At 37.3% G+C, this 24667-nt stretch carries 28 protein-coding genes; 1 reads left to right on the forward strand and 27 read right to left on the reverse strand.

The features are described from left to right. Window positions 1-286: 286 nt before the first annotated feature. The 27 genes from spoIVB to spoIIIAA form a co-directional block, all read right to left on the reverse strand. On the reverse strand, window positions 287-1579 hold the full coding sequence (spoIVB, locus tag PRVXH_RS08555) for a SpoIVB peptidase (RefSeq protein WP_353892363.1): 1293 nt from the start codon (window positions 1577-1579) through the stop codon (window positions 287-289). Window positions 1580-1755: 176 nt separating this feature from the next. Continuing rightward, entirely contained in the window at window positions 1756-3492 is a 1737-nt protein-coding gene (recN, locus tag PRVXH_RS08560) for a DNA repair protein RecN (protein WP_353892364.1), read from the reverse strand. 14 nt (window positions 3493-3506) lie between these two features. Beyond that, window positions 3507-4358, reverse strand: a complete 852-nt coding sequence (locus tag PRVXH_RS08565; RefSeq protein ID WP_353892365.1) for an NAD(+)/NADH kinase — start codon at window positions 4356-4358, stop codon at window positions 3507-3509. An 18-nt stretch (window positions 4359-4376) separates the two neighbouring features. Then, complete coding sequence (locus tag PRVXH_RS08570; protein ID WP_353892366.1) at window positions 4377-4886, reverse strand: hypothetical protein; 510 nt, start codon at window positions 4884-4886, stop codon at window positions 4377-4379. 153 nt (window positions 4887-5039) lie between these two features. Then, entirely contained in the window at window positions 5040-5840 is an 801-nt protein-coding gene (locus PRVXH_RS08575; protein ID WP_353892367.1) for a TlyA family RNA methyltransferase, read from the reverse strand. Further along, the gene (gene dxs / locus PRVXH_RS08580) at window positions 5803-7725 is read right to left on the reverse strand and encodes a 1-deoxy-D-xylulose-5-phosphate synthase (RefSeq protein ID WP_353892368.1); all 1923 of its coding nucleotides are present in this window, start codon (window positions 7723-7725) and stop codon (window positions 5803-5805) included. Before dxs ends, PRVXH_RS08575 begins: the two co-directional genes overlap by 38 nt. 2 nt (window positions 7726-7727) lie before the next feature. Next, the gene (locus PRVXH_RS08585) at window positions 7728-8288 is read right to left on the reverse strand and encodes a hypothetical protein (RefSeq protein ID WP_353892369.1); all 561 of its coding nucleotides are present in this window, start codon (window positions 8286-8288) and stop codon (window positions 7728-7730) included. A gap of 678 nt (window positions 8289-8966) precedes the next feature. After that, window positions 8967-9401 (reverse strand): divergent PAP2 family protein, encoded by a 435-nt coding sequence (locus PRVXH_RS08590; RefSeq protein ID WP_353892370.1) that lies wholly within the window; start codon window positions 9399-9401, stop codon window positions 8967-8969. An 11-nt stretch (window positions 9402-9412) separates the two neighbouring features. Further along, window positions 9413-10288, reverse strand: coding sequence for a polyprenyl synthetase family protein (locus PRVXH_RS08595; RefSeq protein WP_353892371.1), 876 nt, complete (start codon window positions 10286-10288; stop codon window positions 9413-9415). Then, window positions 10289-10486, reverse strand: coding sequence for an exodeoxyribonuclease VII small subunit (gene xseB, locus PRVXH_RS08600; RefSeq protein ID WP_353892372.1), 198 nt, complete (start codon window positions 10484-10486; stop codon window positions 10289-10291). It lies immediately after the preceding gene. Then, window positions 10473-11684, reverse strand: coding sequence for an exodeoxyribonuclease VII large subunit (xseA, locus tag PRVXH_RS08605; RefSeq protein ID WP_353892373.1), 1212 nt, complete (start codon window positions 11682-11684; stop codon window positions 10473-10475). The genes xseB and xseA overlap by 14 nt, the downstream gene beginning before the upstream one ends. Window positions 11685-11687: 3 nt before the next feature. Further along, window positions 11688-12545 (reverse strand): bifunctional methylenetetrahydrofolate dehydrogenase/methenyltetrahydrofolate cyclohydrolase FolD, encoded by an 858-nt coding sequence (gene folD / locus PRVXH_RS08610; RefSeq protein ID WP_353892374.1) that lies wholly within the window; start codon window positions 12543-12545, stop codon window positions 11688-11690. Window positions 12546-12555: 10 nt separating this feature from the next. Continuing rightward, window positions 12556-13908: an NADPH-dependent glutamate synthase gene (gene gltA, locus PRVXH_RS08615; protein WP_353894568.1), complete on the reverse strand. Its 1353-nt coding sequence runs from the start codon at window positions 13906-13908 to the stop codon at window positions 12556-12558. 19 nt (window positions 13909-13927) lie between these two features. Beyond that, window positions 13928-14761: a sulfide/dihydroorotate dehydrogenase-like FAD/NAD-binding protein gene (locus tag PRVXH_RS08620; RefSeq protein ID WP_353892375.1), complete on the reverse strand. Its 834-nt coding sequence runs from the start codon at window positions 14759-14761 to the stop codon at window positions 13928-13930. A 125-nt stretch (window positions 14762-14886) separates the two neighbouring features. Continuing rightward, complete coding sequence (locus PRVXH_RS08625; protein WP_353892376.1) at window positions 14887-15819, reverse strand: O-sialoglycoprotein endopeptidase; 933 nt, start codon at window positions 15817-15819, stop codon at window positions 14887-14889. A gap of 1 nt (window position 15820) precedes the next feature. Then, window positions 15821-16222 (reverse strand): transcription antitermination factor NusB, encoded by a 402-nt coding sequence (nusB, locus tag PRVXH_RS08630; protein WP_353892377.1) that lies wholly within the window; start codon window positions 16220-16222, stop codon window positions 15821-15823. Window positions 16223-16278: 56 nt separating this feature from the next. Beyond that, window positions 16279-16500: a DUF2273 domain-containing protein gene (locus tag PRVXH_RS08635; RefSeq protein WP_353892378.1), complete on the reverse strand. Its 222-nt coding sequence runs from the start codon at window positions 16498-16500 to the stop codon at window positions 16279-16281. A 20-nt stretch (window positions 16501-16520) separates the two neighbouring features. Next, entirely contained in the window at window positions 16521-17042 is a 522-nt protein-coding gene (gene amaP / locus PRVXH_RS08640) for an alkaline shock response membrane anchor protein AmaP (RefSeq protein WP_353892379.1), read from the reverse strand. 51 nt (window positions 17043-17093) lie between these two features. Continuing rightward, the gene (locus tag PRVXH_RS08645) at window positions 17094-17489 is read right to left on the reverse strand and encodes an Asp23/Gls24 family envelope stress response protein (protein WP_353892380.1); all 396 of its coding nucleotides are present in this window, start codon (window positions 17487-17489) and stop codon (window positions 17094-17096) included. A 99-nt stretch (window positions 17490-17588) separates the two neighbouring features. Continuing rightward, window positions 17589-18197: a SpoIIIAH-like family protein gene (locus PRVXH_RS08650; protein WP_353892381.1), complete on the reverse strand. Its 609-nt coding sequence runs from the start codon at window positions 18195-18197 to the stop codon at window positions 17589-17591. Between the two features lie 14 nt (window positions 18198-18211). Then, a complete protein-coding gene (locus tag PRVXH_RS08655; protein WP_353892382.1) occupies window positions 18212-18772 on the reverse strand; it encodes a hypothetical protein in 561 nt (186 codons plus the stop codon). Between the two features lie 14 nt (window positions 18773-18786). Beyond that, on the reverse strand, window positions 18787-19380 hold the full coding sequence (spoIIIAF, locus tag PRVXH_RS08660; RefSeq protein ID WP_353892383.1) for a stage III sporulation protein AF: 594 nt from the start codon (window positions 19378-19380) through the stop codon (window positions 18787-18789). A gap of 11 nt (window positions 19381-19391) precedes the next feature. Beyond that, window positions 19392-20534 (reverse strand): stage III sporulation protein AE, encoded by a 1143-nt coding sequence (gene spoIIIAE / locus PRVXH_RS08665; RefSeq protein WP_353892384.1) that lies wholly within the window; start codon window positions 20532-20534, stop codon window positions 19392-19394. 18 nt (window positions 20535-20552) lie between these two features. Further along, window positions 20553-20930, reverse strand: a complete 378-nt coding sequence (spoIIIAD, locus tag PRVXH_RS08670) for a stage III sporulation protein AD (protein ID WP_353894569.1) — start codon at window positions 20928-20930, stop codon at window positions 20553-20555. Between the two features lie 24 nt (window positions 20931-20954). Continuing rightward, on the reverse strand, window positions 20955-21152 hold the full coding sequence (spoIIIAC, locus tag PRVXH_RS08675; RefSeq protein WP_353892385.1) for a stage III sporulation protein AC: 198 nt from the start codon (window positions 21150-21152) through the stop codon (window positions 20955-20957). Between the two features lie 16 nt (window positions 21153-21168). Beyond that, a complete protein-coding gene (gene spoIIIAB / locus PRVXH_RS08680) occupies window positions 21169-21684 on the reverse strand; it encodes a stage III sporulation protein SpoIIIAB (RefSeq protein WP_353892386.1) in 516 nt (171 codons plus the stop codon). After that, complete coding sequence (gene spoIIIAA / locus PRVXH_RS08685) at window positions 21587-22630, reverse strand: stage III sporulation protein AA (protein ID WP_353892387.1); 1044 nt, start codon at window positions 22628-22630, stop codon at window positions 21587-21589. Before spoIIIAA ends, spoIIIAB begins: the two co-directional genes overlap by 98 nt. 165 nt (window positions 22631-22795) lie before the next feature. Between spoIIIAA and PRVXH_RS08690 the strand changes: the two genes are divergently transcribed. Further along, window positions 22796-24454, forward strand: a complete 1659-nt coding sequence (locus PRVXH_RS08690) for a hypothetical protein (RefSeq protein WP_353892388.1) — start codon at window positions 22796-22798, stop codon at window positions 24452-24454. Window positions 24455-24667: the final 213 nt, after the last annotated feature.

Here is a 24667-nt window from a genome sequence, read left to right on the forward strand (position 1 = left end):
TTTTTCCCCCTCATTTTATTTTCTCCCATTACTTCCATTCGACAAACTGTCAATATATCCTTTTTATTTTCGTTATTTTTTCAATATTATATCTTATTTTTTTATTTACTGTAAAAAGATCCAATAATCCTTTAAAATGTGGCGTTGTAGCATTTTACAAAGTTTTTGTTTTTTAAACATATATTATCAAAATTCGACAAGTTAAGGTAAAAAACTTATTTTATGTTATATCTGTTTAAATTCTGGCTAAAGTGAATAAAATAAAACTAAGGAAAAAGAATTTTCCTTAGTTTAGCATATCAGATTCAAGTATCATCCATTCTATAAAACACCCATACCCCTTAGCTGGCTCATTGACAAAAACATGAGTCACAGCCCCTACAAGTTTGTCGTTTTGAATGATTGGACTACCACTCATACCTTGTATAATGCCCCCTGTTTTTTCTAATAGCCTCTCATCTGTAATCTTTATAACCATTCCCTTAGTCTGCGGTGAATTCTGAGATAATATCTTCTCTATTTCTATATCAAAAGACTCAACTTTATCACCTTCAACAACTGTTAAAATTTCCGCTGGACCTGTTTGTGCTTGGTGCTTTAGTCCTATTTTTAATGGTTCTTTATTTTGTACATTTCCAAGCTGGTCTAACTTGCCAAAAATGCCGAAGTGTGAGTTTTTGGTAATGTCACCATGAAAAGTATCGCTTCCTTTAAACACACCTCTTTTTTCCCCTGGATTACCTTGCCTACCAGGTATTACGCCAGTGATATTAGCTTCAACCACACTTCCATATTCTAAGCTTAACGGGGCGTTATTTCTGTCCATAATTATATGGCCCAAAGCTCCGTATGTTTTAGAATTTGGATCGACGAAAGTTAAAGTGCCTACTCCTGCAGTTGTATCTTTTATAAATAACCCGATTCTATAACTATTTGTCTCGCTACACATTTTTGGTGAAACTTTAGCATCAAAAATCTTATCCTCTCTTCTGACAGTAAACAATATTTTTTCCCCTTTTGAAGCTCCTAGTTCAATGGCTGAGGCTGCTTCAGATATATCAGTAACTTTCTTGTTATTTACCTTTAAAATCACATCCCCTGGCTGTATACCTGCATTTTTTGCAGGTTTTGTGCTTCCTCCATCAGAATAAACTTTGTCAGTTCCTACCACTATTACACCCTCATCGCTAACTCTAACTCCGATTGACTCTCCACCAGGTATTACCTCCATAGGCGGAACAACTTCAACATTAACTTTCCTTAGCGGTATCAATCCCAGCAGATTAAAGGTTAGCTCATATGAGCCAGTTTCACCAGGTAACATCGCCAATGTCTCAGAAGTATCTAAGGGCAATGAATCGTTAGATATCGGGGCACCATTTATATAAAAGTCATTAGCTTCACCTTTAACACTTACACCCATTGGTAAGCCAAAATCAAGGTAATGCTCTTGACCTGTAAACATCCTTACGCTTTCTGGAACGCTATAATAGGTACGCATTGGAGAGCTAAAAGCCGCTACAGCTATTAGCACTACTAGTAAAAACCCTAGTATTTTATTGTTTTTCAAATTACACAAATTACCACCTCCTCTTATTAGTCTTGTATTTTTAAATTGTCCTTTTACTTTTCTTTTTATGCCGTTAGGTTTACATAACACCGTGTTTTTATTTGGCATAATAGACAACAAAAACAGGGTATAAAAAACTCGGCACCAAAGCCGCGTTCTTTATACCCTGTTTTTTAAAATTAATTTTAGTTATTCATATTTTTTTTGATAGAATCTGCTAAAGCCAATATCTCCCTGGCATTGTTAATGGTCCCCTGAGTCATTTCAGCACCACTAATCATGCGCGCAATTTCTTCGATTTTTTTTGTATCATCTAAGGAAATAATATCAGTCAGTGTCCGACCTTTTTGTTGGCACTTTTCAATTTTAAAATGCTTATCAGCCATGGCACAGACTTGAGGTAAATGGCTGACACATAACACTTGTCTGTTTTTACTTAGGTCATATAACTTTTCTGCAACTTTTTGCGCAGTCCTTCCACCTATACCAGTATCAACCTCATCAAATATCAAAGTGTCGATTTTTTCTTTTTCAGCTAGTATGTTTTTAATTGCCAACATTACCCTAGACATTTCTCCGCCAGAGGCTATTTTAGCTAAGGGTTTTAAAGGCTCACCTGGGTTTGTGGAAATTAAAAACTCAACTACATCCAAGCCTTCTTCATGTATCGCTATCCTTTTACCATTATAGTCTATACCGTCATTTTCATCATGCTTTAAACTAAAGTCAACGAAAAACTCAATATCTTTCATCGACATATCTTGTAAGTTAGCCTTAATTTCTCTGGAAATATCTTCAGCTATTCTTTTCCTAGTTTTTGTTATGTTAAAGCCTTTTTTTAAGATTTTGCTCTCAATTTCTTCTAGTTGGCCATTAAGTCTTTTAAAGCTTTCTTCACTATCTATTAAGGCGTCAAGTTCTTGCTGCTTACTTTGCTTATAGCTTAGAATTTCCTCGATAGTGTTACCATATTTCCTTTTTAACCTATTTATTTCTTCTATGCGATTCTCCACTTCTGTAAGGGAGTGTGGGTCCATATCTAAGCCTTCGCTATAAGCCAAAAGCTCTCTAGAAACATCTTCTAAATTAAACAAAGCATTTTCTATAACTTCTGTCATACCTTTAAGACTGTCATCTTTTTCAGCCATAGCCTTTAAGTCTGTAGCCACTACGCCTAAAGTTTCTGTTACAGAAGCCTCAGTCTTTCCTGAGTAAATTTGTTGATATGCATTCTGTGTACTATCATATAGTTTTTGTGAGTTTATTAGCTTGTCTAATTTTTTATCAAGCTCTTCCTCTTCCCCTTGATAAAGGTTAGCTGACTCAATTTCATCGATTTCATACTTTAAAAGGTCCATTTGTCTTTCCCTATTTTCTACGTTACTAAAAAGTTTGGCTAGTTTTCTCTTTATTTCGATTCTTTTCTTATAAAGCTCTTGATAAATCCCCATCTCTTTGGCAAAGCTTGCTTCGCCGAATAAATCTAAAATATCGATATGCTGAGTTGGATCTAATAAAGAATGATGTTGGTGCTGGCTATGCAAATCTATAATCGGCCTAGTTAAACTTTTTAACATGCCCACCGTTATTAGTTTGCCGTTTACCCGAACTAAGCTTTTGCCTTGTTGATATACATCTCTTTCGATGATCAACTGGTTATCTTCTGCGTCTATACCATAACTTTGTCGAAGTTTTTCTGCATATTCTTCTCTAATTGAAAAAAGACCTGTTATTGTACTTTTTTCTTCTCCTGCCCTTATGGATTCTGTAGATGCTCTTCCCCCTAACAAAAGGCCCAGCGCTCCTACAATGATAGACTTCCCCGCACCAGTTTCACCAGAGAGTATATTCAATCCAAGATCAAAATCAAGCTCTAACTTATCAATCAAAGCAAAATTTTCGATGATTAATTTATTAACCATAAAACCCCTCCCAACTACTTTCGAGTGCCTCTATTTAGCTTAAGACGTAATATGTCAAAAAAGTTTTTCCCTTGTATTTTTACAACAGGGATAACATAGTCACTTAACTCTATAACCACAGTATCATAAGCATGCAGTTTGATGGATTTCTGACCATCTACAGTTAACATTACTTCCTGGTTTATATCATTTAACTTAATTTTGACTTGTGAATTATTACTAACTACCACGCTTCTTGAATGCAGAGAATGAGGACATATTGGAGAGATAACCATAGATGAGACATTTGGAGCTATAATGGGGCCCCCTGCAGAAAGGGAGTACCCAGTTGAGCCGGTGGGAGTACTGACAATAACACCATCTCCTGAGTAAGTTTCTAAAAAGACGTCATCCACATATGTACTACATTGAATTATTCTTGCTAGTGGTCCTTTTGCTATTGTTATTTCATTAAGAGCTCTAGTTTTTTCTATAACCTTACCATCTCTATATACTTTAGCAACAACCATGTCTCTATTTTCAATTGTATATTTTCCCTCATTAATTTTTAAAATAGTATCCTTTAAATCTTTTACCTCAACCTCGGTTAAAAATCCTAAGTGGCCTAGATTCACCCCTAACATGGGTATTTTATGGGTGGCGTACTTGCGAGCTATACTTAAAAAAGTCCCATCTCCGCCTAACACTAATATAAGCTCAATATTTTCCGGCAAATTTACGCTTGGGAAAACTATTGTATCTTTAATTGGAGTCTCTTCGCATGAAAAAACTTCATAACCTTTTTCCTTTAAGCTCGCCACAATATCTGTAGAGACCTTGCCGCTGCTTTCTTTGCTAGGATTTAAAAAAATTGCTATGTTTTTCATTGACTGCCTCTCTTTCTTTTATATAACTAGCTTAGCTATTAAAAATCCGATTCCTACAAACAGTACTAGCATGGCTAATCTCAAAATATAACTTTGGTTATCTTTTCTGATATCAACAGTACATTCTTTGACATACTTATTTTTAGTTTCTACAAAAACTATGCCATCTATATCATTATAACACGTAATAGTCTTAAGTATTTTAACTTTAATAAAATTATCCTTTAAGGACAAGCTTCTGTTTTTAGGCATTGACTCAACTAGAAAGGCTTTCCCATCCTTTTTTACTATAGGGACGGACTTGATAAGATCTTCAGATTTAACGTTATCCTTAAAAAAGCATATCTTTTTTGGACTACAATATCCTGAAAACTTATATCCTTTTTGCTCTAACAAATTGATGGCATAAAGTTTGGGCTTAGCTGATGTAGACCTTGATTTATAATCTTCCAATTTACTTTTAACTATAAAAAAAAACACTAAAATAACTAACGATATTAGTATGCCTACTTCCAACCTGGTCATCATTTTCGATCACCCCAAGTATACGACTTAAATTTATTAGTATATTATTTCTCTTTTTTTAATGCTTTTCCTTTTTTTTAAGCTAAAGAGTTTAACCTTAAAATATTAACATTGATAAAAAATCCATAAAAAAAGCTACCAAGGTTTTTGGTAGCTTTACACGCTGCTATGAGCTAAATTAATTATCTCTTCGATAAAATCATCTTCCAACTTTTGGGGACTAGAGTTTCCACATAATAGCAAGTACTCGATATTCCCTTCAGGGCCTTTTATTGGGGAGTAATTAATATCTATAGTCCCTAAACCAATCTGCTGGGCAAAGTCTACTACTTCTTTAACTACATCAATATGCACCATTTTGTCTCGCACAACACCTTTTTTACCAACCCTCTCTCTTCCTGCTTCGAATTGAGGTTTTATTAAAGCCATAACTTGACCATCGTCAGACAAAATTTCCTTAATCTTCGGCAGCAAAAGTTTCAGTGAAATAAAAGATGCGTCCGCAACTGCAACTTGGGGGCGTGGGTCAAACTGTTCTACCTTTACGTGCCTGAAGTTTGTTCTCTCCATATTTACAACTCTCTCATCATTACGTAAAGACCATGCAAGTTGTCCATATCCGACATCAACTGCATACACTAGTTTTGCACTATGCTTTAATGCACAATCTGTAAAGCCTCCTGTTGACGCACCAACATCTACAATAACTTTACCATCTAACTTTAGGTTAAAAACTTTTATAGCTTTATCAAGTTTTAGTCCTCCCCTACTAACATAGGGGTTGTCATTACCTTTTACGGTTATTGAAATATCTGCGCTAACGTTTGCTCCTGGTTTATCCATTCTTTTTTGTTCACTAAAAACCAAACCAGCCATTATCGCTCGCTTTGCTTTTTCACGACTATCGAAATAACCTTGTTCAACCAGTAATTGATCCAATCTTCTTTTTGTTTTCATAACTATAATCCTTTGTCACTATTTTTTTTGCTTTAGCAAATATATCATCACATGACAGACCGTACCGTTTCAATATTTCACTTCTAGTGCCTTGGGGTATAAACTCATCTGGTAGGGCAGCGTGGTTTATGTCTGCCTTTATCCCTTTAGAAGACAATAAATTAGTAATTAAGCTAGCTAATCCTCCAATAGCGGTATGTTCCTCCACTATTAAAACCTTTGACTCGCTATCAATATGCCTATATAGCATGTCCTCATCTAAGGGCTTAATAAATGGCAAGTGCAACAGTGTAGCGTCAATTCCTTCCTGTTTTAACATATCTACTACTTTTAAGCAGCTGTTAGTAGTCACCCCAGAAGAAACAATAACAATATCATCTCCTTCAGCTAAAGGTTTCCCTTTACCTACAGCCATTTTTTTATACTCCTTATCGCGGTCATTAACTTCTGGTAAGTTAGCTTTTGGGTAACGTATCGCCACCGGACAGTTTAAGCTAAAGGCTGTAAATAAGCTGTCTTTAAGTTCTTTATCATCTCTTGGAGCAATTATTTTCATATTAGGTATATGGCTTAAAAACGAAATGTCAAATACACCCTGATGTGTTTCACCATCTGCTCCTACAATGCCTGCTCGATCTATAGCAAACACCACAGGTAGGTTTTGAAGACATACGTCATGGAGTACTTGATCATATCCTCTTTGTAAAAAAGTTGAATATACTGCAAAGATAGGTTTTTGGCCATCTGCAGCTAAACCAGCTGCCATGGTAACTGCATGTTGTTCTGCTATCCCTACATCATAAAAACGTTGAGGGAACTTATTAGCAAATTTAGATAACCCTGTTCCACTTACCATTGCAGCTGATATAGCAACTATTTTGTCATCTTCCTGAGCCAAGTCACACAACGCCTCACTAAACCCATCAGTAAATGACTTTTGTTTTTTCTTCAGCGGCAAACCTGTTTCTTTATCAAAAGGAGCAACTCCATGGAATTTATCGGGAGTTTTTTCCGCCGGCAAAAAACCTTTCCCTTTTTTAGTAATTACATGTACCAAAACTGGACCTGATGTTTTCTTTGCCTGCTGCAATACTTCTTCTAACTTATAAAAATCATGGCCATCTATGGGACCTATATAAGTAAAACCTAACTCTTCAAAGAGAAGCCCCGCTACCATCATATACTTAACGCTATCTTTAACCCTATCTAAAGACTTATAAAGAGTGCCACCAATGGCAGGCACCTTTTTTAATAAATACTGTACATCTTCTTTAGTTTTTGTGTACTTAGGATCGGTACGCACTCTGCTAAGATAAGAGGATAACCCGCCTACATTCTCACCTATTGACATCTCGTTGTCGTTTAGCACAACTGTTAAGTCTGTATTCTGCTTATGTCCACAGTGATTTAGCGCCTCAAATGCCATTCCACCTGTCATAGCTCCATCCCCAATTACCGCAACTACATTATTACTATCACCTTTTAAGTCTCGAGATAGAGCCATGCCTAAAGCTGCTGAAATAGAAGTACTGCTATGACCAGTGTTAAAGTGGTCATGTTTACTCTCAGCTGTTTTAGGAAACCCACTTAGACCATCTAGCTGTCTTAAAGCATTAAACTCATTCTTTCTACCTGTTAATATTTTATGTACATAACTTTGATGTCCTACATCCCATACAATTTTATCTGAAGTAGTGCTAAATACTCTATGCAATGCTATAGTTAACTCAACTACACCTAAATTGGGCGCTAGATGACCTCCTGTCTTGGAGGTGGCATCTACTAAAAACTCCCTAATTTCCTTTGCCAAATTCTTAAGCTCTTTCTTAGGCAGTTTTTTTACATCTTCAGGAGTATCGATTTTATCTAGTATAGTACCCACCATTATCACTTTCCTTTTCCATTTTTTTTGCTTTTAAAAAACTCCACCCGAAATATCTTTTCAATATAGTATATCACTTTTCCTACATACATCAAAATTTCAGTTGAATTATGAATAGCTAATGTTTTTCCTATTCCTTTCCCTCCAACTGTCAAGGCTGCTACTAGAGCTGTCAGCATAACATTAACAGCCTGAGTTTCGCCTCCATTAACGAGAATAAACACTATAACAGTTGCGGCTCCCCCACTTATAATACCACTAATATCACCCACTACATCGTTAAAAAAAGTCGCTACCTGTTCAGCATTCCTTATCAATCGCAATGCTTGTTTCGCACCTTTTACCCTCTTTGCTGATTTTGCTGCTAATGGAGGAATCTTAGCAGCTGTTGTCGCTACCCCTATGGTGTCGAAAAGAACACCTAAAAAAATTATGCTAAATAACAATAAAAAAGCCGTAACCAATCCAACATTCCCTAAAATAATTTGAGAAATAATTGAAATAATTACCGCCAATACAAATGTCCATAACGAGATTTTTGCTATCCAGAGGTTATTTTTAACCATTTTCCACTCCTAAATTATGTAGTCTATGGTGGTAGCAAATCAGAGTAAATGCTGCGGCTTAGGTCTAGCAGGTTTTCCCAGAAAGCTACCACTCGTCACCGAGCGGGCGGTTTCCCTTTAAAGCTTTCTCTGCTTTGTCACCAAAAGCAGGGCTAGATTACCACTTAGTCCGCACTTTAATCCCCTGATTACCTCTATAAAGAACAGTCTAGGAGTTTTCCTCAACAAAACTAACATTACCCTAGCCTCTTTTGCAACGTTGGTTTCAAGTAAAAGTTTTTCAAAGTAGGCCTACTTTGAAAAACTTTTCTATAACTATCCACCAACACCACTCAAGGCAGGCTACACTGTACACAGCTCCTGTTTTCGGGTGAAACCGCATACAGGTTCTTTCCTAAGACGTAGTCGATGTGCTCCCATCCATCACACAACACCACGCACTTTAGGTCTCCACGGAAAAGGGGTCAACGCCTACATGCCCTTGCAGATCGCCCCTATATCCTTAACTCCCAGCATCAGCCCCCAACGGGGCGTCGGCAGCCAACACCAGAAACTTCATCGATGTGCCCTTAACGGATTTTTAGGCCCGCCTTTGGATAACGTGTTTTGACTAGAATACTGTACCACCATATACAATTTATTATTATATAATAACATTTTCTTAACAAATAATCAACTTTAGAATAAATAAGGGATTATTAAACCCAAAAGGGCTCCTGCTAATACTTCAATAGGAGTATGCCCTAAAAGTTCCTTTAATCGTTCCCTTTCATCAGATATGGTGTTACCTTTTTGCATCTCATCAATTATTTTGTTTAATATTTTAGCTTGTCTGCCCGCCGCTCTTCTAACTCCTGCAGCATCATACATGATAACAAGTGCAAAAGCCAAAGACAAGGCAACAATCGGTGAATCCCATCCAAAGTCTTTAGCTAAAACAGATGTCAGAGCCATAACAAATGCAGAATGAGAACTTGGCATACCACCAGAGCCCACAAATCTATTAAGATCCATTTTTTGAGTTAGCAATACCTCTAAAACAACCTTAATGGTTTGTGCCACAGCCCAAGCTAAAACCGGAACAAGAAAATATTTATTTTGAAAAAGTTCCACTTATAATCCTCCTAAGCCTTTCTGTTCAGCAGGTAAGTCAAAAGCTGAGGTAGGTAAGGTACCTTTATATCATTATCCTCAAGTTCTTTGATCCCCTGTTGCACGTGCTCCTTAGCCATTAGTTTAGCTTTATCTAAACCATGTAAAGTGACATATGTTGACTTGGACAATTTTTCATCACTTCCAACAGCCTTGCCCAAACTTTCAAAGCTACCACATACATCCAATATATCATCTGTAATTTGAAAAGCCATGCCAAAATGGTCCCCGTAACTATACAAGGCCTCTGCTGTTTCTTTATCTAACTTAGATAAAGATGCTGCCATTTTCAAAGGAGCTGTAAGTAGTTTTCCAGTTTTGTATCTATGTACATCGGCTAGCTGACTACTAGTTAGTTGTTTTTCTTCCCCTTCAATATCAAGAATTTGCCCCTTTATCATTCCGGTTATCCCGGCGCTGACGGACAACTCTTTAATTAACTTTACCTGTATTTTTGGATCTATGCCTTCTAAGTTTGATAAAATTTCAAAGGCAGTATTTAAGATGCCATCTCCTGCTAATATCGCAATAGCTTCTCCAAAGACTTTATGGTTTGTTGGTTTACCTCTTCTAAAATCATCATCATCCATAGCGGGAAGATCATCATGAATTAGAGAGTATGTATGAATATACTCAATAGAACAAGCTACCGGCAGCGATAACTCTCTACTTACCTTATAATGATCACATACCATTAGAAGTAGTGCAGGTCTTATCCTTTTTCCACCAGCTTTTAAAGAATACTCCATGGATTCCTTTAGTTTTGGGGGGCAATTTTCGGGTATAAACCTTGTGATATTGTTATCTATAATTTCTTTGTACTGAGCTAACCCTTGTTTTAAATCCATCTACTCTTCCTCCTTAAATTCCTCAAGTTGAACCTTTTTTATTTTTTGTTCCGCTCCCTTAATTTTGCTTTGACAAACCTTTAGTAATTCCATCCCTCTTTCATATTTCTCTAACGCTTCTTCTAAATCTAGGTTTCCTTCTTCTAAACTGTTAACGATTTTCTCTAGTTCTAAATATGCTTGTTCAAACTTTTTCACCAGGTATCACCTCTTTTACATTACACTTTAGCTTTCCATCTTGTAATTCTATGCTAACATCATCACCGGTTTGAACCTTCTTAATAGAGTTTATCAATCTCCGTTCTTTTTTTAGAACTGAATATCCGCGAGCAAACACGTTTTTAGGCGATAATGATTGAAGTCTAAATGCTAAGTTTTCAACACTACCTTCTTTTTTTTCAACATAATATTTGAACTCATGGCTTAGTTGCCTAGAGACAGTATCGAGGTTTTGGTAGTATTGGTCTAATATTGTTTCCGGTCTTTTTAAGATATTACGCTGCTTTATTTGTTTAACCTTTTCTGAAGAGTACTCTAATAAACCTACCACCTTCGAATCTAGCCTTTTTCTTAGATAATCTAAATCATCATTTAGTTCTTCCATGGAAGGAACGGCTTTTTGAGCTGCTGCAGTGGGAGTAACCGCACGAAAGTCAGCTACAAAATCAGCTATCGTAAAATCAGTCTCATGCCCCACGCCTGTTATTATTGGTTTTTTGCAGTTATAGATTGCTCTTGCTACAATTTCCTCATTAAATGCCCACAAATCCTCTATACTGCCGCCTCCTCGCGCTAAGATTATGGTATCTACATCTAGACTTTCCATCAACTTAATGGCTTGCTCTAGCTGGTACTTGGCCTTATCTCCCTGTACTAAGCATGGACAGACGACAACCTCTACACTGGGAAGCCTAGATGATAAGGTCTTTAAGATGTCCTCTTGTGCTGCAGATCCCTCTCCTGTAATCACACCCAGTTTTTGTGGGAAAAGAGGGATAGGCCTTTTCCTTTCTACAGAGAAAAGACCTTCCTTTTCAAGTTCTTTTTTCAATTCTTCAAACTTTAAGTGCAAGTTTCCTGCGCCAACCTGTTCCATTTTTTGAACATATAGTTGGTACTTACCGCTTTTTTTATAAACATCTATTTTACCACGTACAATTACATTTTGACCGTTTTTTGGCACAAAATTAAGGCTCCTATTAGCGTAGCGAAACATTACTGTAGGCACTAAACTATCCTTATCTTTTAGCGAGAAGTAAAAATGCCCCGAACGAATATGATTGCTAAAATTTGAAATTTCTCCTTCAACATAAACATCTCTTAACGCTGGTTGAATTGTAATTGATTGTTGTACTAAGTCTGTTAGTTCTGATACGCTAATGGGCGTAAAATCCAAAGTTTAACCTCTCCTTTCCTTCATAGCCAATAAGGTGTTATACATAAGCATTGCTATAGTCATAGGACCTACCCCACCTGGTACTGGTGTGATAAGTGATGCTTTTTTTGATACGTTTTCAAAATCAACATCTCCTACAAGCCTATCTTCAAGTCTATTTATACCTACATCTACAACAACGGCACCATCCTTAACCATTTCTTCGGTAATTAGATTAACCTTTCCAACAGCTACGATTATAATATCAGCTTGTCTAGTGTGGTAAGCTAAATCCTTAGTTGCTATGTGACAAATTGTTATGGTAGCCATTTGATTTAAAGCTAACATAGCCATTGGTTTGCCTACAATATCGCTTGCACCCACCACAACAACATGTTTCCCCTCTAGGGATACATCTTCACTTTCTAAAAGTTTCAAAACACCATATGGAGTGCATGGTAATAAGGTATCTTTATTTAAAAACATTTTTCCAGCATTTATAGTATGAAATCCATCAACATCTTTTTCAGGTGATATGGCATCTATTACTTTTTCCTTATCTATATGGTCTGGCAGCGGCAACTGAACTAAAATTCCATCCACCGTTTGTTCATTGTTTAAACGATGTATTAGCTTAAGTAAATGGTCTTCCGAGGTCGTTTCTGGCAAACGAAATATCTTAGAATTAATTCCAAGCTTTTTAGCAGCTTTTTCTTTCTTTGATACATATGCCTGCGAAGCAGGGTCTTCACCCACAATTATTACCGTAAGTCCAGGTGTTATACCTTTGCTTTTTTTAATATCAAGAATTTCTTCTTTTACTTCCCCACGAATTTTTTTAGCTAAACTCTTGCCGTCCAAAAGGTTCTTAGATGCTATCATATTTCCCCTCCTAGTTGTTTTTTATATACTTATCTATGCTTTCAGCACACTTCTTTCCAGCCCCCATCGCTTGAATAACTGTGGCAGCACCGGTAACTACATCCCCACCGGCAAAAACCCCTTCAATAGATGTCTGGCCAGTTTTACTATCTACTTCGATATTCCCCCTTTTACTTATAGTCAACTCTTTAGTAGACCTTGGTATTATTGGGTTTGGGCCCTGCCCAATCGCCATAATAACCGTATCCACTTCCAACATATATTCAGAACCCTTTATGGGTTTAGGGCGACGACGTCCTGAGTCATCAGGCTCACCAAGCTCCATTTTGATACATTTAAGCCCATTTACCCAGCCACCATCATTGCCCTCTATAGAGACGGGATTGGTCAGTAAATTCATTTCAATCCCCTCTTCTCTAGCATGTAGAACTTCTTCCTGTCTTGCAGGCATCTCCTTTTCTGACCTTCTATACACTATGGACACTTTCTTTGCTCCCAATCTCTTAGCTGTTCTAGCGGCATCCATCGCTACATTTCCTGCCCCAACGACCGCCACATTGTCACCTACCCTCAAAGGAGTCTCCCACTTAGGGTAAAGGTAAGCTTTCATTAGGTTAGCTCTAGTTAAAAATTCATTAGCAGAGTAGACCCCATTTAGGTTTTCACCAGGAATATTAAGAAAATATGGCAGGCCTGCTCCTGATCCAATAAATACCGCCTCATACCCTCTTTCTAAAAGCTCGATAACGGTAATCGTCTGGCCTATAACTACATTTGTCTTAATTTCTGCTCCCATTTCAACAAGCTGGTTAATCTCTTGTTCCACTATATTTTTAGGAAGTCTAAACTCTGGAATTCCATACATCAAGACTCCCCCTGGTTTATGAAAAGCTTCAAAGATTGTAACTTGATAACCTCGTTTTAACAGTTCTGAGGCACAAGCTAGCCCTGCTGGGCCTGATCCAACAACAGCTACCTTTTTCTCTCCTAAACTTGCTTTTTTGACCACACTATTTTTGTGGTAATCAGCTACAAATCGCTCCAGCCTGCCAATTCCCACTGGTTCATTCTTCTTGCCTACTATGCATAACTTTTCGCACTGATCCTCTTGAGGACAAACTCTTCCGCAAATAGCTGGTAAAGAATTTTTTTCTTTAAGCTTAGCTAACGCACCTTCAAAATCTTCACTTGCTATTTCCTTAATAAATTCTGGAATGTCAATCCCCACTGGACAACCTTGTACGCACAGGGGATTTTTACACTGCAAACACCTTTTTGCCTCTAAAGTCGCTGCTTCTTTATCATAACCCAAAGCCACCTCATCAAAGTTTGTTATCCTTTTATCAGGGTCTTGGTTGGGCATGGGATTTTTCTTATTCAATTTAGCATTCACCCCCACATTGACAGCCTGTAACCTTTTGCTCTTCCTCGCGATACATTCTTAACCTACGCATCTGTTCGTCAAAGTCTACTTTCAGACCATCAAAAGAAGGTCCATCTATACAAGCAAACTTCACCTCATTACCTATGGTTACTCTACATCCACCACACATACCAGTTCCATCTACCATCAGAGAATTTAAGCTAACAGTTGTAGGAATATTAAATTCCTTTGTAATGTCACAAACAGCCTTCATCATTGGAAGTGGCCCTACAGCGATAACACCATCTATCTGTACGCTATCATCTGTTATCAATTCTTTTAAGATGTCTGTTACGAAACCTTTATGACCAACACTTCCATCGTCTGTTGCAATATGTAGTTCATCACAGACTTTACCCATCTCTTCTTCATAGAATAAAACCTCTTTGCTTCTGCCTCCTAAAATCCCTTTCACTTGTTTACCTTGCTTATGCAAAGCTTTTGCTTCAGGATAGATTGGTGCTATTCCAACACCACCACCTATGCAGACATAATTTTTACCTTCAGGAGGAGTAGTAGGTACCCCTAAAGGTCCAACAAAGTCTAATATTTTATCTCCAACTTCTAATTTACCCAATCTTTTAGTTGTGTTTCCAACCTCTTGAAAAATTATCGTTACAGTCCCATTTTCCCGATTAAAGTCAGCTATCGTTAATGGAATTCTCTCACCCTTTTCATGAATCCGCAATATCACAAACTGACCAGCTTCAGCCTTTGCAGCTATGTCTGGATTATCTATAACATACTTCTTTATAGATGGTGAAAGTACTTCCTTAAGTACTATAGTATTCATGAGGAACTACCTCCTTTTTATTAAAAAACTAATTAACAATTGTCATATCTAATATTTCGACATCAGCATAAAAAAACCTCTAAAAAAGGTTGAGGAGAGTTTTTTAAAGTCCAACTCCTCAACCTTTATTTTAATGCCTTTAACCCCATTAATGCAACCCCTACAGCGTTGTCCCTAGACAGCTTAGGGGTGGCAAAGTGAATGTTTAATTTTAATCGATTGCTAAGCCAGTTTCTTATTTGCTTGTTAGACGCCACTCCTCCTACAAGCAGGACTTCTTTTGTATCGGTCTGTGAAACTCCAAAGCGAATCATCTTTTCGGCTGTCTTAGCTATTGTGTTAAAAACATTGAAAGATAACTCCTCAGGGGGTACTCCTTGTTCCAAAAGGTTAAGAGCCTTAGTAAGCGGTCCTGAAAAACTAACATCTCCACCGCTAACCGAAGATGGAATTAACCCTTTTTGAGGATTATTGCTTTGTAACGCCATTTTTTCCATTTCTTGACCACAAGGAAATTTAAGACCCAGTTTAACCCCCACTCTATCCACAAACTGGCCACAGTGTAAGTCACTGGAAGTACCTAGCTGCTCAACTTTTAACCGATAGTCGTTTTCAGCTTCCACTTTTAGCAGGTCAGTTGTACCTCCAGATAGATGAAGGGTTATAAAGGGAGCCTCTAAGCCATTAGGCACCATCCCAGCATATATATGGCCTTCCTGGTGCGAACAATTGTATATCGGCAATGACAAAGCGTCAGCTAATATAGATGCCATATTAACTCCAGCAGTAAAAACCGGCATATAAGACCCTTCTATATTTCTAGGAGTTTTTGAAACAGCAATAGCACTAACACTTTCCAAAAATTTTGAGGACTTTAAGTCTGAAAAAAGACCTGGTAGGTTATTACAGTGCTGATAAAACGCTTCAGACTGTCTTAACCCTTTTTTTCCATGGGTAACATCTAATACCTTTCGATGGTCACACAGCACTTCTCCGCCTTTATTTACAACAGCTAAAGAGGTAGTGTAGTTGCTTGTGTCAATTCCTAATACAGTCAATTTAATCTCTTTTCTGCTCTTTTGCTACAGAATCCAAAATACCATTTATAAAAGCTGGTGAAGTATCTCCACCGAAGTTTTTGCCTAGCTCCACTGCCTCGTTAATCGAAACACTGTGAGGTATATCTTCACAGTACAAAATTTCATAAACCCCTAATCGTAAAATCGCTTTATCAACTTTAGCCATTCTGTCAACCTTCCACTTTTTGCTATACTTTTGGATATGGCTATCTACTTCTTCGACTTTATCTAAAACCCCTAATACAACTGTTCTTAAATACTCCATCTCTAGCTTATCTTCTTGACTTTTTACATATTCTATAACCTTTTTTGCATCGTCTTTTGTTATATCCAGCTCATATAAGGACTGGAAAGCTTTCTCTCTTGTTATTCTCCTTGACAATTTTAACTCCTCCTGACTAGTTTAGCAAAAAAAAAGCCACAGAAAATGGCTTTTTTTTAAAAGTCCTTAGACTTTAATAAATTCTTAAGGGATTCCATAAAATCTTTATCATCGTCAAACCTTTTTCCAATAAAAAAACCTATTGCTATGCATATTGCCACAAAAGTTCCTTTGAAAAAACCTAACCACAGATAAGTAATGCTAATTAGAAACCCGATTAATATCCCGATTAGCTTACCTTTATTTTTTATTGCTATCTCTTTAAATTCTTGCCACATTTAAATCATCCCTCCACCGGTTAACTAACCTTTGCTTTAATATCAGTGGCTACATTTTCAACAAGAACTTTAACTTCATCTACATTTATACCAGAAATAGAATAAACATGCTCTGAGATTAACTGCTGTAGCTGCATTGTAAGCTCGGGAATGTTACGGTCTCCATATAGCACAGCTTTAACATATATGTACAAACTACCGTCACGAACTATTATTCTGCTTTTTAGTTCTTTTATACCTTTTATCTTTTTGGCACCTTGATGAACTAGACTGTCTATGGTTTGTAGTGAAACCCTAACTTCTCCATACTCAGAGGCTATCAGTAAAGAACTTGGTTCTTTCTTTGTAGTAAAAGCTAGCACCATAGCTATAAGCCCTAAAATAGCTAGTATCGCAAAGGCTAGGGCTATCTCCCACCCTGTAAAGTTTATTTCAATAGCTGGAGGTAGCACTCCAATACCTAAATATGCCTCACAAATAACTACTGCAGATCCTAAAAATACTAATATGCCACAAACAAATAATAAAATGCGCTTAAGCATGTCCAACTTCACCCCTTTTCAATCCCTGGCATAGGCCAGGGAAGAAATTTACTAATTAAGTTTTAATTCCTCTTTTTCTTTAGAATCAACGTTTTCAAGTTTAACACCTTGCACATGAATATTAACTTCTAATACATTTAAACCTGTCATGTTTTCAACGCTTTGCTTAACTTGTTCTTGGATATTTTTTGAAACCTCTGTAATTTTAACACCGTAGTCCACTACTATGTAAATATCAATAGTAGTTTCGGTTTCACCGACATTTACCTTTACACCTTTAGAGAGATTTTTACGGCCAAGCATCTCTGCTATACCGCCAGCAACTCCACCACTCATTCCTGCAACGCCTTCAATGTCTGTCGCTGCGATTCCTGCAATAACGGCAACAACCTCATCGGCTATTTTTACACTTCCATTTTCCTGCATAGGCATCATATTTTGCTCCATAATGCACCTCCATAAAATTTTATAAAGCATTTCATGCTATTATCTTTTTTCCTTTCATTCTATATTATACCAAACTCTCTATGAATTACAAAATAAAAATTATGCTCCATCTTTTTCAGTAATAGTTATTTGATGTCTTGCAACACCAGTAGAGCTAGCTACAACTTCAGAAATCTTTGCCAGTTCTTCTCTAGTTAATGCTTCAGCATTAATTACGACATTTACATTGTTTTCTCTTATAAACATGATTGCGTTTGGATACCCTAAAGCCTTTAAAGAGTTTTCTACATTTAATTCTAACTCCATCATTTCTTTAATGTCTAAAAGCTTGTTTTCTGCATTTAGTTTTGCTTCTTCGCTTACGTTAGGATTATTTATCATCTGCTGTAATAGATCTAACTCCCTACTTCTTACCCTTTCCCTCTCAAGCCTATATTCTATAAAGAAGTCATCCTTTCCTTCAAAACTCCAGGGCTGATTTATATCGTCATCTTGTAGTAAAACATCATCGATATCATCAGCATCTTCGCTTTCTTCTTTTTCATCGTCAATATGCCCCTCTTCTTTATAGTTTTGATCTGCATGAGTTGAGATAGTAGAGCTACTAATATTTGAAAAATAACTTGCTCCAACAAATACAAAAACCAAAACCAATACTCCTAACAAAATAAAATGTTTTTCAATCTTGATACACCGAAATGTTTTCATCTATATCCCCTCCTTTACTTTTTCGGCATTACGTTAATTCTATATGTAGGTATGTCTAGCACACCTTGCACAGCTCTAATCACCTGTTTTTGTATGTTTGGGTTGCCTCCTCCTGGACACACCACTAGCACACCTCTAACTTTAGGCTTTATTTCTTTTATTACAAGAGGCTCATCACCCGCTGTTTTCCTTAAAATCACTAGCTCGCCTTTGTAGTTATAGTCAACAATCTCTCTTATACCACCTTCTGTGTCTTCCTCTAGCGTAGCCCTTTCACTTTCTGTTATGTTTTTGGCTACTACCTTTTCATTTCCCGTATCTAAAGTAACCATAACCTTCGCCTTGCCTACCCCACTAATACTACTTAAAATTTCTTCTAACTCCTGTTGTATCTTTTCTTCGTAACTTTCCGTAATTTCATACTCCACATCAGCTGAGGGTTGAACAGTGGTTTTGTCGCTGCCTGTCAACATTCTGCTTAACACTAAAAGTACTATCCCTAAAATACACAATATGCCAAGCAGTTTATTTGATACAAATTGCTCCTTGAGGTTTTTAAAAATTTTGTTATCCACAAAACCCCCTCCTTTTAATTGGTACTTTCTTTAACTGTTATAAGACTTTCTGAAATATGATAATAACTAGAAATAGCTTCAGTTACTTTTTCTTTTTCTTCAAAACTGGCCTTATCGGCCTTTTTTTGTGAACTTTCTCCTATCACAACCGGTTGAACTGGTTCAACCGGTTGGTGATTATCTTCCTGATATAACACTATATGTATACTAAGTATTTCTCCAAAATTTTCATCGCTATACTCATCAACTACCTTAACGACAACAACTGGTTTATACCCTTCTGTATAGGGCTGTATAATAGCCTTGGTTTGGTTTGCTATATTTTCCTCATATTGCTTTATCACTCTTTCAACTGTTTGACTATCAACCTGCTCATCTATATCGACAAAGCTGTATTGATAACCACCCTGTGGCAATCTATCCATTTGATTTAAAAGCGATGCTACTGGGTGTAAGATCGTAGCTAGAATCATAAGTCCAAAAATTAACCGTGCGTATTTTCTCATGTTGTTTTCCGGCAATAACATCTCCAAAAAGGTAGCTAATATAACTAACACTACTAAGTTTTTCACAACTCTGTTTAGTGGTTCCATCAAAAACTCTAGCAAGGTTTTAACACCTACCTTATCATTTGAGTTATGTTACCCGCCCCAAAAATTATTGTTATAGCCATAAAGAACATTATAGCAGCGCCAAAAACTGCAATAAAAAGCATGATTAGGCAGTTAGCCATCACCTCTAAGGATTTAACAACAGGCGTATCGCCTAACGGTTGTAAGATCGCTGCGCTTAACCTATAGATTATTGTCAGAGCAATTATTTTGAGTAAGGGAAATGTCGCAATTAATATTATTAATATCATCCCATAAATAGAAACTGCATTTTTTAGCACTAAGGAGGCGCCGGCAACTGAATCAAAAGCGTCAGCAAAAAGTCCCCCCACCCCTGGGATAAAAGCTTTAGCGGTGAACTTCCCCGTCTTTAAACCCACCCCATCGACAACTGCAGCACCAACCCCTTGTATAGAGGTTATAAAAACAAAAACTATTAAAGTAAAACCTAACACCTGCATACTGCACTCCTTTAAAAAATCCGCTAGTCTGCTTATTTTAAAGGAGCTTATTGTGTTCACTAAACTTAAGATAGTATATAGAAAGATTAGAGGAAAGACGACGTCTCTTATGATTACTGCTGCAACATTTACTATAAATATCACAAGTGGCTTAAAAACTGCCACAGACGTCACTGACCCCATAGAAGCAAGTAACGTCAGTAAAATTGGTACCATAGCTTGTATACAATCAACCATTACATTTACAACATCTCTAGCCCATGAAAGAGCTAGCATAAAACTATTTAGAGCTATCCCAAATAGCACTAAAAACACAACACCTTGAGCCACCTTTGTTGTGGTGTCGCTTCCAAAAGCGCTTTTTAGGTTTTCTAAAACCGCTGCTAAAACAGCTAGCAAAATCAGTTGGCTTAATAGTCTTAAGTTTGCAACAACCTCCTTAAATAAAAACGCCAAAATGTTTTTCAAAAAATCTCCTACGCCAAAGGCTCCACTTTCCTCACCTGTAATCATGTCTTTTATGTCTAGTTGCGGTATATACTCCCCAAACTCCGATTCTAAATTGATCCAATGCTTTTCAAGTTCCATTATATCTATCATTTCCTCGGAGTCCTGATACTGATTTGCCAATGCATCAGAGGGACATACAAACAAGATTATTAGTGCCAAAAGTATAGCTTTTTTTATCATCACTACTCCCCCTAATAGCTACGGTAATATACTTACAAGAGTTTGAAGAATCATTGATATTATCGGCAGAGCTAAAAGTAGCATCATTATTTTACCGGCGAACTCAACTTTTGAGGCAACTGCTCCTTGTCCAGCATCTTTACAAACCTGAGATCCAAATTCTGTTATGTAGGCGATACCTATAATTCTAAGCATTGTTCCCAAAAACATCACATTCAGCTCTGCTTGATAGGCCATTTCCTCTATTGAACGAACTACTGTATATATTTGAGAAATTACTGCTAAAAATATTAACGCCCCTGCAGCTAACGCAAGCTGCATCGCTATCTCTGGTTTTTGCTGTTTGATAATGACGATAATAATGCTAGCTACTATTCCAAAGGCTACTATACTCATTATTTCCACGGCAATCACCCCAACTTATAAGTGGAAAATGGTTCTAATGGTTTCAAATAAATCGGCAATCAAATTTAACACAATCAGCAAAATAACCACCACACCAACTAGCGTCAACATTTGGCCTTGTTCTTTTCTTTGTGCTTGCTCTAGCACAATACTAAAAATAGCAATCAAAATTCCGATACCGGCAATCTGAAAAATAACATCTACATTCGGCATAAGCCCTTAACCCCCTTTATAGAAGTACTAAAACTAGAGCCAAACCTGTGAAAAAGCCTAGGTACTTCCACATCTTGCCGTTTTTTTTATACTGCTGTTCACTTTCCTGTTCAGCGGCATTAAGCTTGTTTAATGTTAAAGATATATGTTTTAATTGTTCATCTATTCCACTTTTGCCCAAAGAAAACCCTAGAGTTTGTAATATATCCTTATCCCTATCCGTCAAAAACTGATAGGTGTCTTTTTTTAGTTCCTCCGACCAGTAGCGCTCCAACATAAAACCGTCACATTTTTCTAAGTTATAAGAGATGTTAATGAAGAATTCTTTTTGTGGTGATGGAAGGGTGTATGCCACATTCTTTAGCGCTTTTGGCAAAGGTGTGTGACCATAGCTAACCTCTGTTTGTAACATGGCTAAACCATTTTGAAAAACTCTAAGAGCTGTAGTACGTTGTTGTAATTTTTGGGCCTTTTGAAACCCGTAGCTTGTTGTTGCCGCTATTAAAACTGCCGCCCCCATAACCTTTAACATTTTTCACGCCTCCCGTCAGTTTTTTACTTGTCCTAAGATCTATTATCTCTTCCACGGTGCCTACGCCATTTGTCCGTGATAATATAATCAACCTCTTAAAATAGTCAAGATCTAATACTTCTTTAACCCACCTTTTATCCATTAAGTCTTTTAAGTTAAGCCCGTGCACTGTAGTTAGTAACCCCACCCCGCAGGTAATGGCATGCTCAACACCTACTACATCCTGCTCTCTGCCTAATTCGTCAGTAGCTATGATATCTGGTGACATCGAACGTATCATCAGAGTCATTCCCTCATCTTTGGGACATCCATCTAAGACATCGGTTCTATTACCTACATCCAATTGTGGCTGCCCCTGATAACATGCTGCGATTTCCGATCTCTCATCTACCACCCCCACCTTAAATTTAAAATCATCGCTTAAACTTCTCACCATATCTCTAAGGAGGGTGGTTTTACCGCAATTTGGCGGCGAAATAATCATGGTGTTTAAAAAACTGCCTGACTCAAAAACGTAGGGCATTACCTTACTTGCTAAGTTTGATACCTGGCGAGCTATTCTAAAGTTAAGTCCGCTGATTTCCTTAAGGGTTTTAATTTCTCCTTTTTGCATAACAGCTTTGCCAATCACACCCACTCTATGTCCACCTTTTACGGTAACAAAGCCATTTTTGAGCTCTTCTTCCACCGAATAATAGGAGTAATTAAATAGCAACTGTTTAGCACTTTCTATTTGACTTTTAGTTATAATCATAGGGGAGGACGTGTTTATTTTCCCATCTTTAGAAACGTAGTAATCTTTACCTTCTATCCCAACGGCTAGAGGCCTTCTCACTCTAAGTCTTATCTCTTCTAACTTGCCATGATTATTATGTAAAACTACTCTTAAAGCTGATCTTATAGGTTCAGGAAAAAACAGCAACACCTCTTTAAAATCATCTGTCATTTTCTTCCCCCCTTTAGACATAAATATTAAAAAAGGCACAGGTTTATGAATTAAATTTTTATCAACAACAAGTAATGTCAGCAGCTAGCTAAACTACCGCAGGAATTTTTCTTTATCTGTCGAAAAATTAAAATATAACCTAGTTTTTTTGTTAGGGGGAGGGACATGAAGATATTAAGAAAATTTAAGATATACAGTTTAGGTGGTTTTCCGCCATGGTTAAAAAAGATACTAAAAGTGCTAGTTTGGAGCTTAGCAATTTTAGTGTCAATAAGTGTTATAACATGTGGGACGCTTCTTCTCGGGTTTGCTGACAAAGATCAAATCTACCACTTAAATGGCGCTGTAAGGTACGAAGGTGAAACAAAAGGTGGTCGCCCACACGGACAGGGCAAATTATTTAATACAAGAGGAGACGTTGTAGCGAAAGGTAGTTTTGCCGGCGGCAAGTTAGATGGTTTTGCCTCTTTATATAGCGGCTCTAGACTTCGCTATAAGGGTATGTGGTCGGAGGGCAGGCCCCACGGCTTCGGTGATGTCTTTTACTCCAATGGGTCGGTAAAATACACTGGTAGATGGTTAAACGGTCAAAAATTTGGCAAAGGATCTTTATACGATAGATACGAAAACCTACTTTTAGAAGGCAAGTTTTTCGGTAATATAATCTATGGTGCTGCTAGATGCACTGCTATAACAGAGCGCTGGCCTGGTTACGACTCTAAAGTGGAGTCAGCTGTGTTTAAACGTAGCTGGCAGCAAAACATCTACTCTGGTCATGTTAAATTTTACAAAGGTGATACATTGATCTATAACGGATTATGGAAGCATGGGTTGCCCCATGGCAGCGCAACTATTTATAATATATCAGGCGACAAGCTTTTTGAAGGCACTTTTTTAGACGGCAACATTGTAAAGGGGAGTTTTTACAACAGCGCTAATGAGCAATATAGCCCTAGTCTTAACAAAGCTCTTATAAAAACCGCTAACGGTAAAGCCAAGCCCGACAATTGGTATAGCCCTGCACCTAACAAAGCAAAAAATGTCCTAACAGACATTTTAAATGTTACCGGTTATGCCTCTGAAATGAAAGAACTTGAAAATGTAATAGAGCCAGCTTCTCATGATAAAGAGTTCAAAAGTTTAATGTACCAATTTATAGAAATAAACGAAGCTGATTATGATAAAGAACTAGCGACAAAAATAATACAGGAGTTTGAAAGAATCCCTATAAACATTTTACGTCAACTTGTACAAAAAGGAGCTAGGCATAGGTTTATCCACGGTGATATTTCAGATCAGCCGGAAGTTACAAGAAACAGGATAGTTAACCCTGCAGGCCTAGCTTCCTATAGTAACAATCTAATGATTACCCGTATAGATACCTTTTATCCTAAAAAGACAGCCCTTCATGAAGTCGGGCATTTTGTGGACTACTTCTTAGTTCCTGGCAGCACCAAAGTCTTTGAAGCAGAAGCTGCCAATCTCTTCACCGATCCCTACTTTAGAGATGACCGAAGTGAATTTTTTGCAGACAGTTTTGCAGGGTTTTTCATAAGCAGCCGCTTAAGGTCTCCAAGATCGCTAGACCGAGCCAGAATAAAAGCAGAAGCACCAAAAACCTACACCTTTTTCAAAAAAGAGGTAAAAAGATATAACCCCCATAAGAAAAGCTATACTTCCTACGACTTTTACAGAGAAGCAATTGCAGAAGGAGTGGAAAATCCTCCAAGTCCCGAAGATATCCGCACCATTTCAGTTGAAGCTAACACATTTAAGCAAAGGTTAAAAGGCGGTTTTTATAACTTCACAGCTTTATTTAACTAATCTTAGACTGCTTATAAGCGCCCATCTTCGTTGTTGCGAAAAACGCCCAGGGCGTACACGTATTACTTATACGCGCTCGCCCTGGGCGTTTTCCACGCTTAAAATCTAAAGGCTTTTAAGCAGTCTGGCCATTTAAGTCTTTAAAAAAAAGGGAAATCTTTGATCTTAATCCTCAACTAACGGTGCGTGTTTGACGGCATCAATATGTGCTCA

The organism is Proteinivorax hydrogeniformans, assembly GCF_040515995.1.
In the GTDB taxonomy this organism is placed as follows: domain Bacteria; phylum Bacillota; class Proteinivoracia; order Proteinivoracales; family Proteinivoracaceae; genus Proteinivorax; species Proteinivorax hydrogeniformans.

Coding starts and splice junctions, on each gene's coding strand:
- PRVXH_RS08650 (WP_353892381.1), bottom strand. CDS start 18,197: ATGAAAACATTTCGGTGTATCAAGATTGAAAAACATTTTATTTTGTTA.
- spoIIIAD (WP_353894569.1), bottom strand. CDS start 20,930: ATGAGTATAGTAGCCTTTGGAATAGTAGCTAGCATTATTATCGTCATT.
- recN (WP_353892364.1), bottom strand. CDS start 3,492: ATGGTTAATAAATTAATCATCGAAAATTTTGCTTTGATTGATAAGTTA.
- spoIIIAC (WP_353892385.1), bottom strand. CDS start 21,152: ATGCCGAATGTAGATGTTATTTTTCAGATTGCCGGTATCGGAATTTTG.
- dxs (WP_353892368.1), bottom strand. CDS start 7,725: ATGGTGGGTACTATACTAGATAAAATCGATACTCCTGAAGATGTAAAA.
- spoIIIAE (WP_353892384.1), bottom strand. CDS start 20,534: ATGATAAAAAAAGCTATACTTTTGGCACTAATAATCTTGTTTGTATGT.
- PRVXH_RS08575 (WP_353892367.1), bottom strand. CDS start 5,840: ATGAAAACAAAAAGAAGATTGGATCAATTACTGGTTGAACAAGGTTAT.
- folD (WP_353892374.1), bottom strand. CDS start 12,545: ATGATAGCATCTAAGAACCTTTTGGACGGCAAGAGTTTAGCTAAAAAA.
- PRVXH_RS08635 (WP_353892378.1), bottom strand. CDS start 16,500: ATGTGGCAAGAATTTAAAGAGATAGCAATAAAAAATAAAGGTAAGCTA.
- PRVXH_RS08645 (WP_353892380.1), bottom strand. CDS start 17,489: ATGGAGCAAAATATGATGCCTATGCAGGAAAATGGAAGTGTAAAAATA.
- PRVXH_RS08595 (WP_353892371.1), bottom strand. CDS start 10,288: ATGGATTTAAAACAAGGGTTAGCTCAGTACAAAGAAATTATAGATAAC.
- spoIIIAA (WP_353892387.1), bottom strand. CDS start 22,630: ATGACAGATGATTTTAAAGAGGTGTTGCTGTTTTTTCCTGAACCTATA.
- amaP (WP_353892379.1), bottom strand. CDS start 17,042: ATGCTTAAGCGCATTTTATTATTTGTTTGTGGCATATTAGTATTTTTA.
- spoIIIAB (WP_353892386.1), bottom strand. CDS start 21,684: ATGTTAAAGGTTATGGGGGCGGCAGTTTTAATAGCGGCAACAACAAGC.
- PRVXH_RS08570 (WP_353892366.1), bottom strand. CDS start 4,886: ATGATGACCAGGTTGGAAGTAGGCATACTAATATCGTTAGTTATTTTA.
- PRVXH_RS08690 (WP_353892388.1), top strand. CDS start 22,796: ATGAAGATATTAAGAAAATTTAAGATATACAGTTTAGGTGGTTTTCCG.
- PRVXH_RS08565 (WP_353892365.1), bottom strand. CDS start 4,358: ATGAAAAACATAGCAATTTTTTTAAATCCTAGCAAAGAAAGCAGCGGC.
- PRVXH_RS08585 (WP_353892369.1), bottom strand. CDS start 8,288: ATGGTTAAAAATAACCTCTGGATAGCAAAAATCTCGTTATGGACATTT.
- gltA (WP_353894568.1), bottom strand. CDS start 13,908: ATGCCCAACCAAGACCCTGATAAAAGGATAACAAACTTTGATGAGGTG.
- PRVXH_RS08620 (WP_353892375.1), bottom strand. CDS start 14,761: ATGAATACTATAGTACTTAAGGAAGTACTTTCACCATCTATAAAGAAG.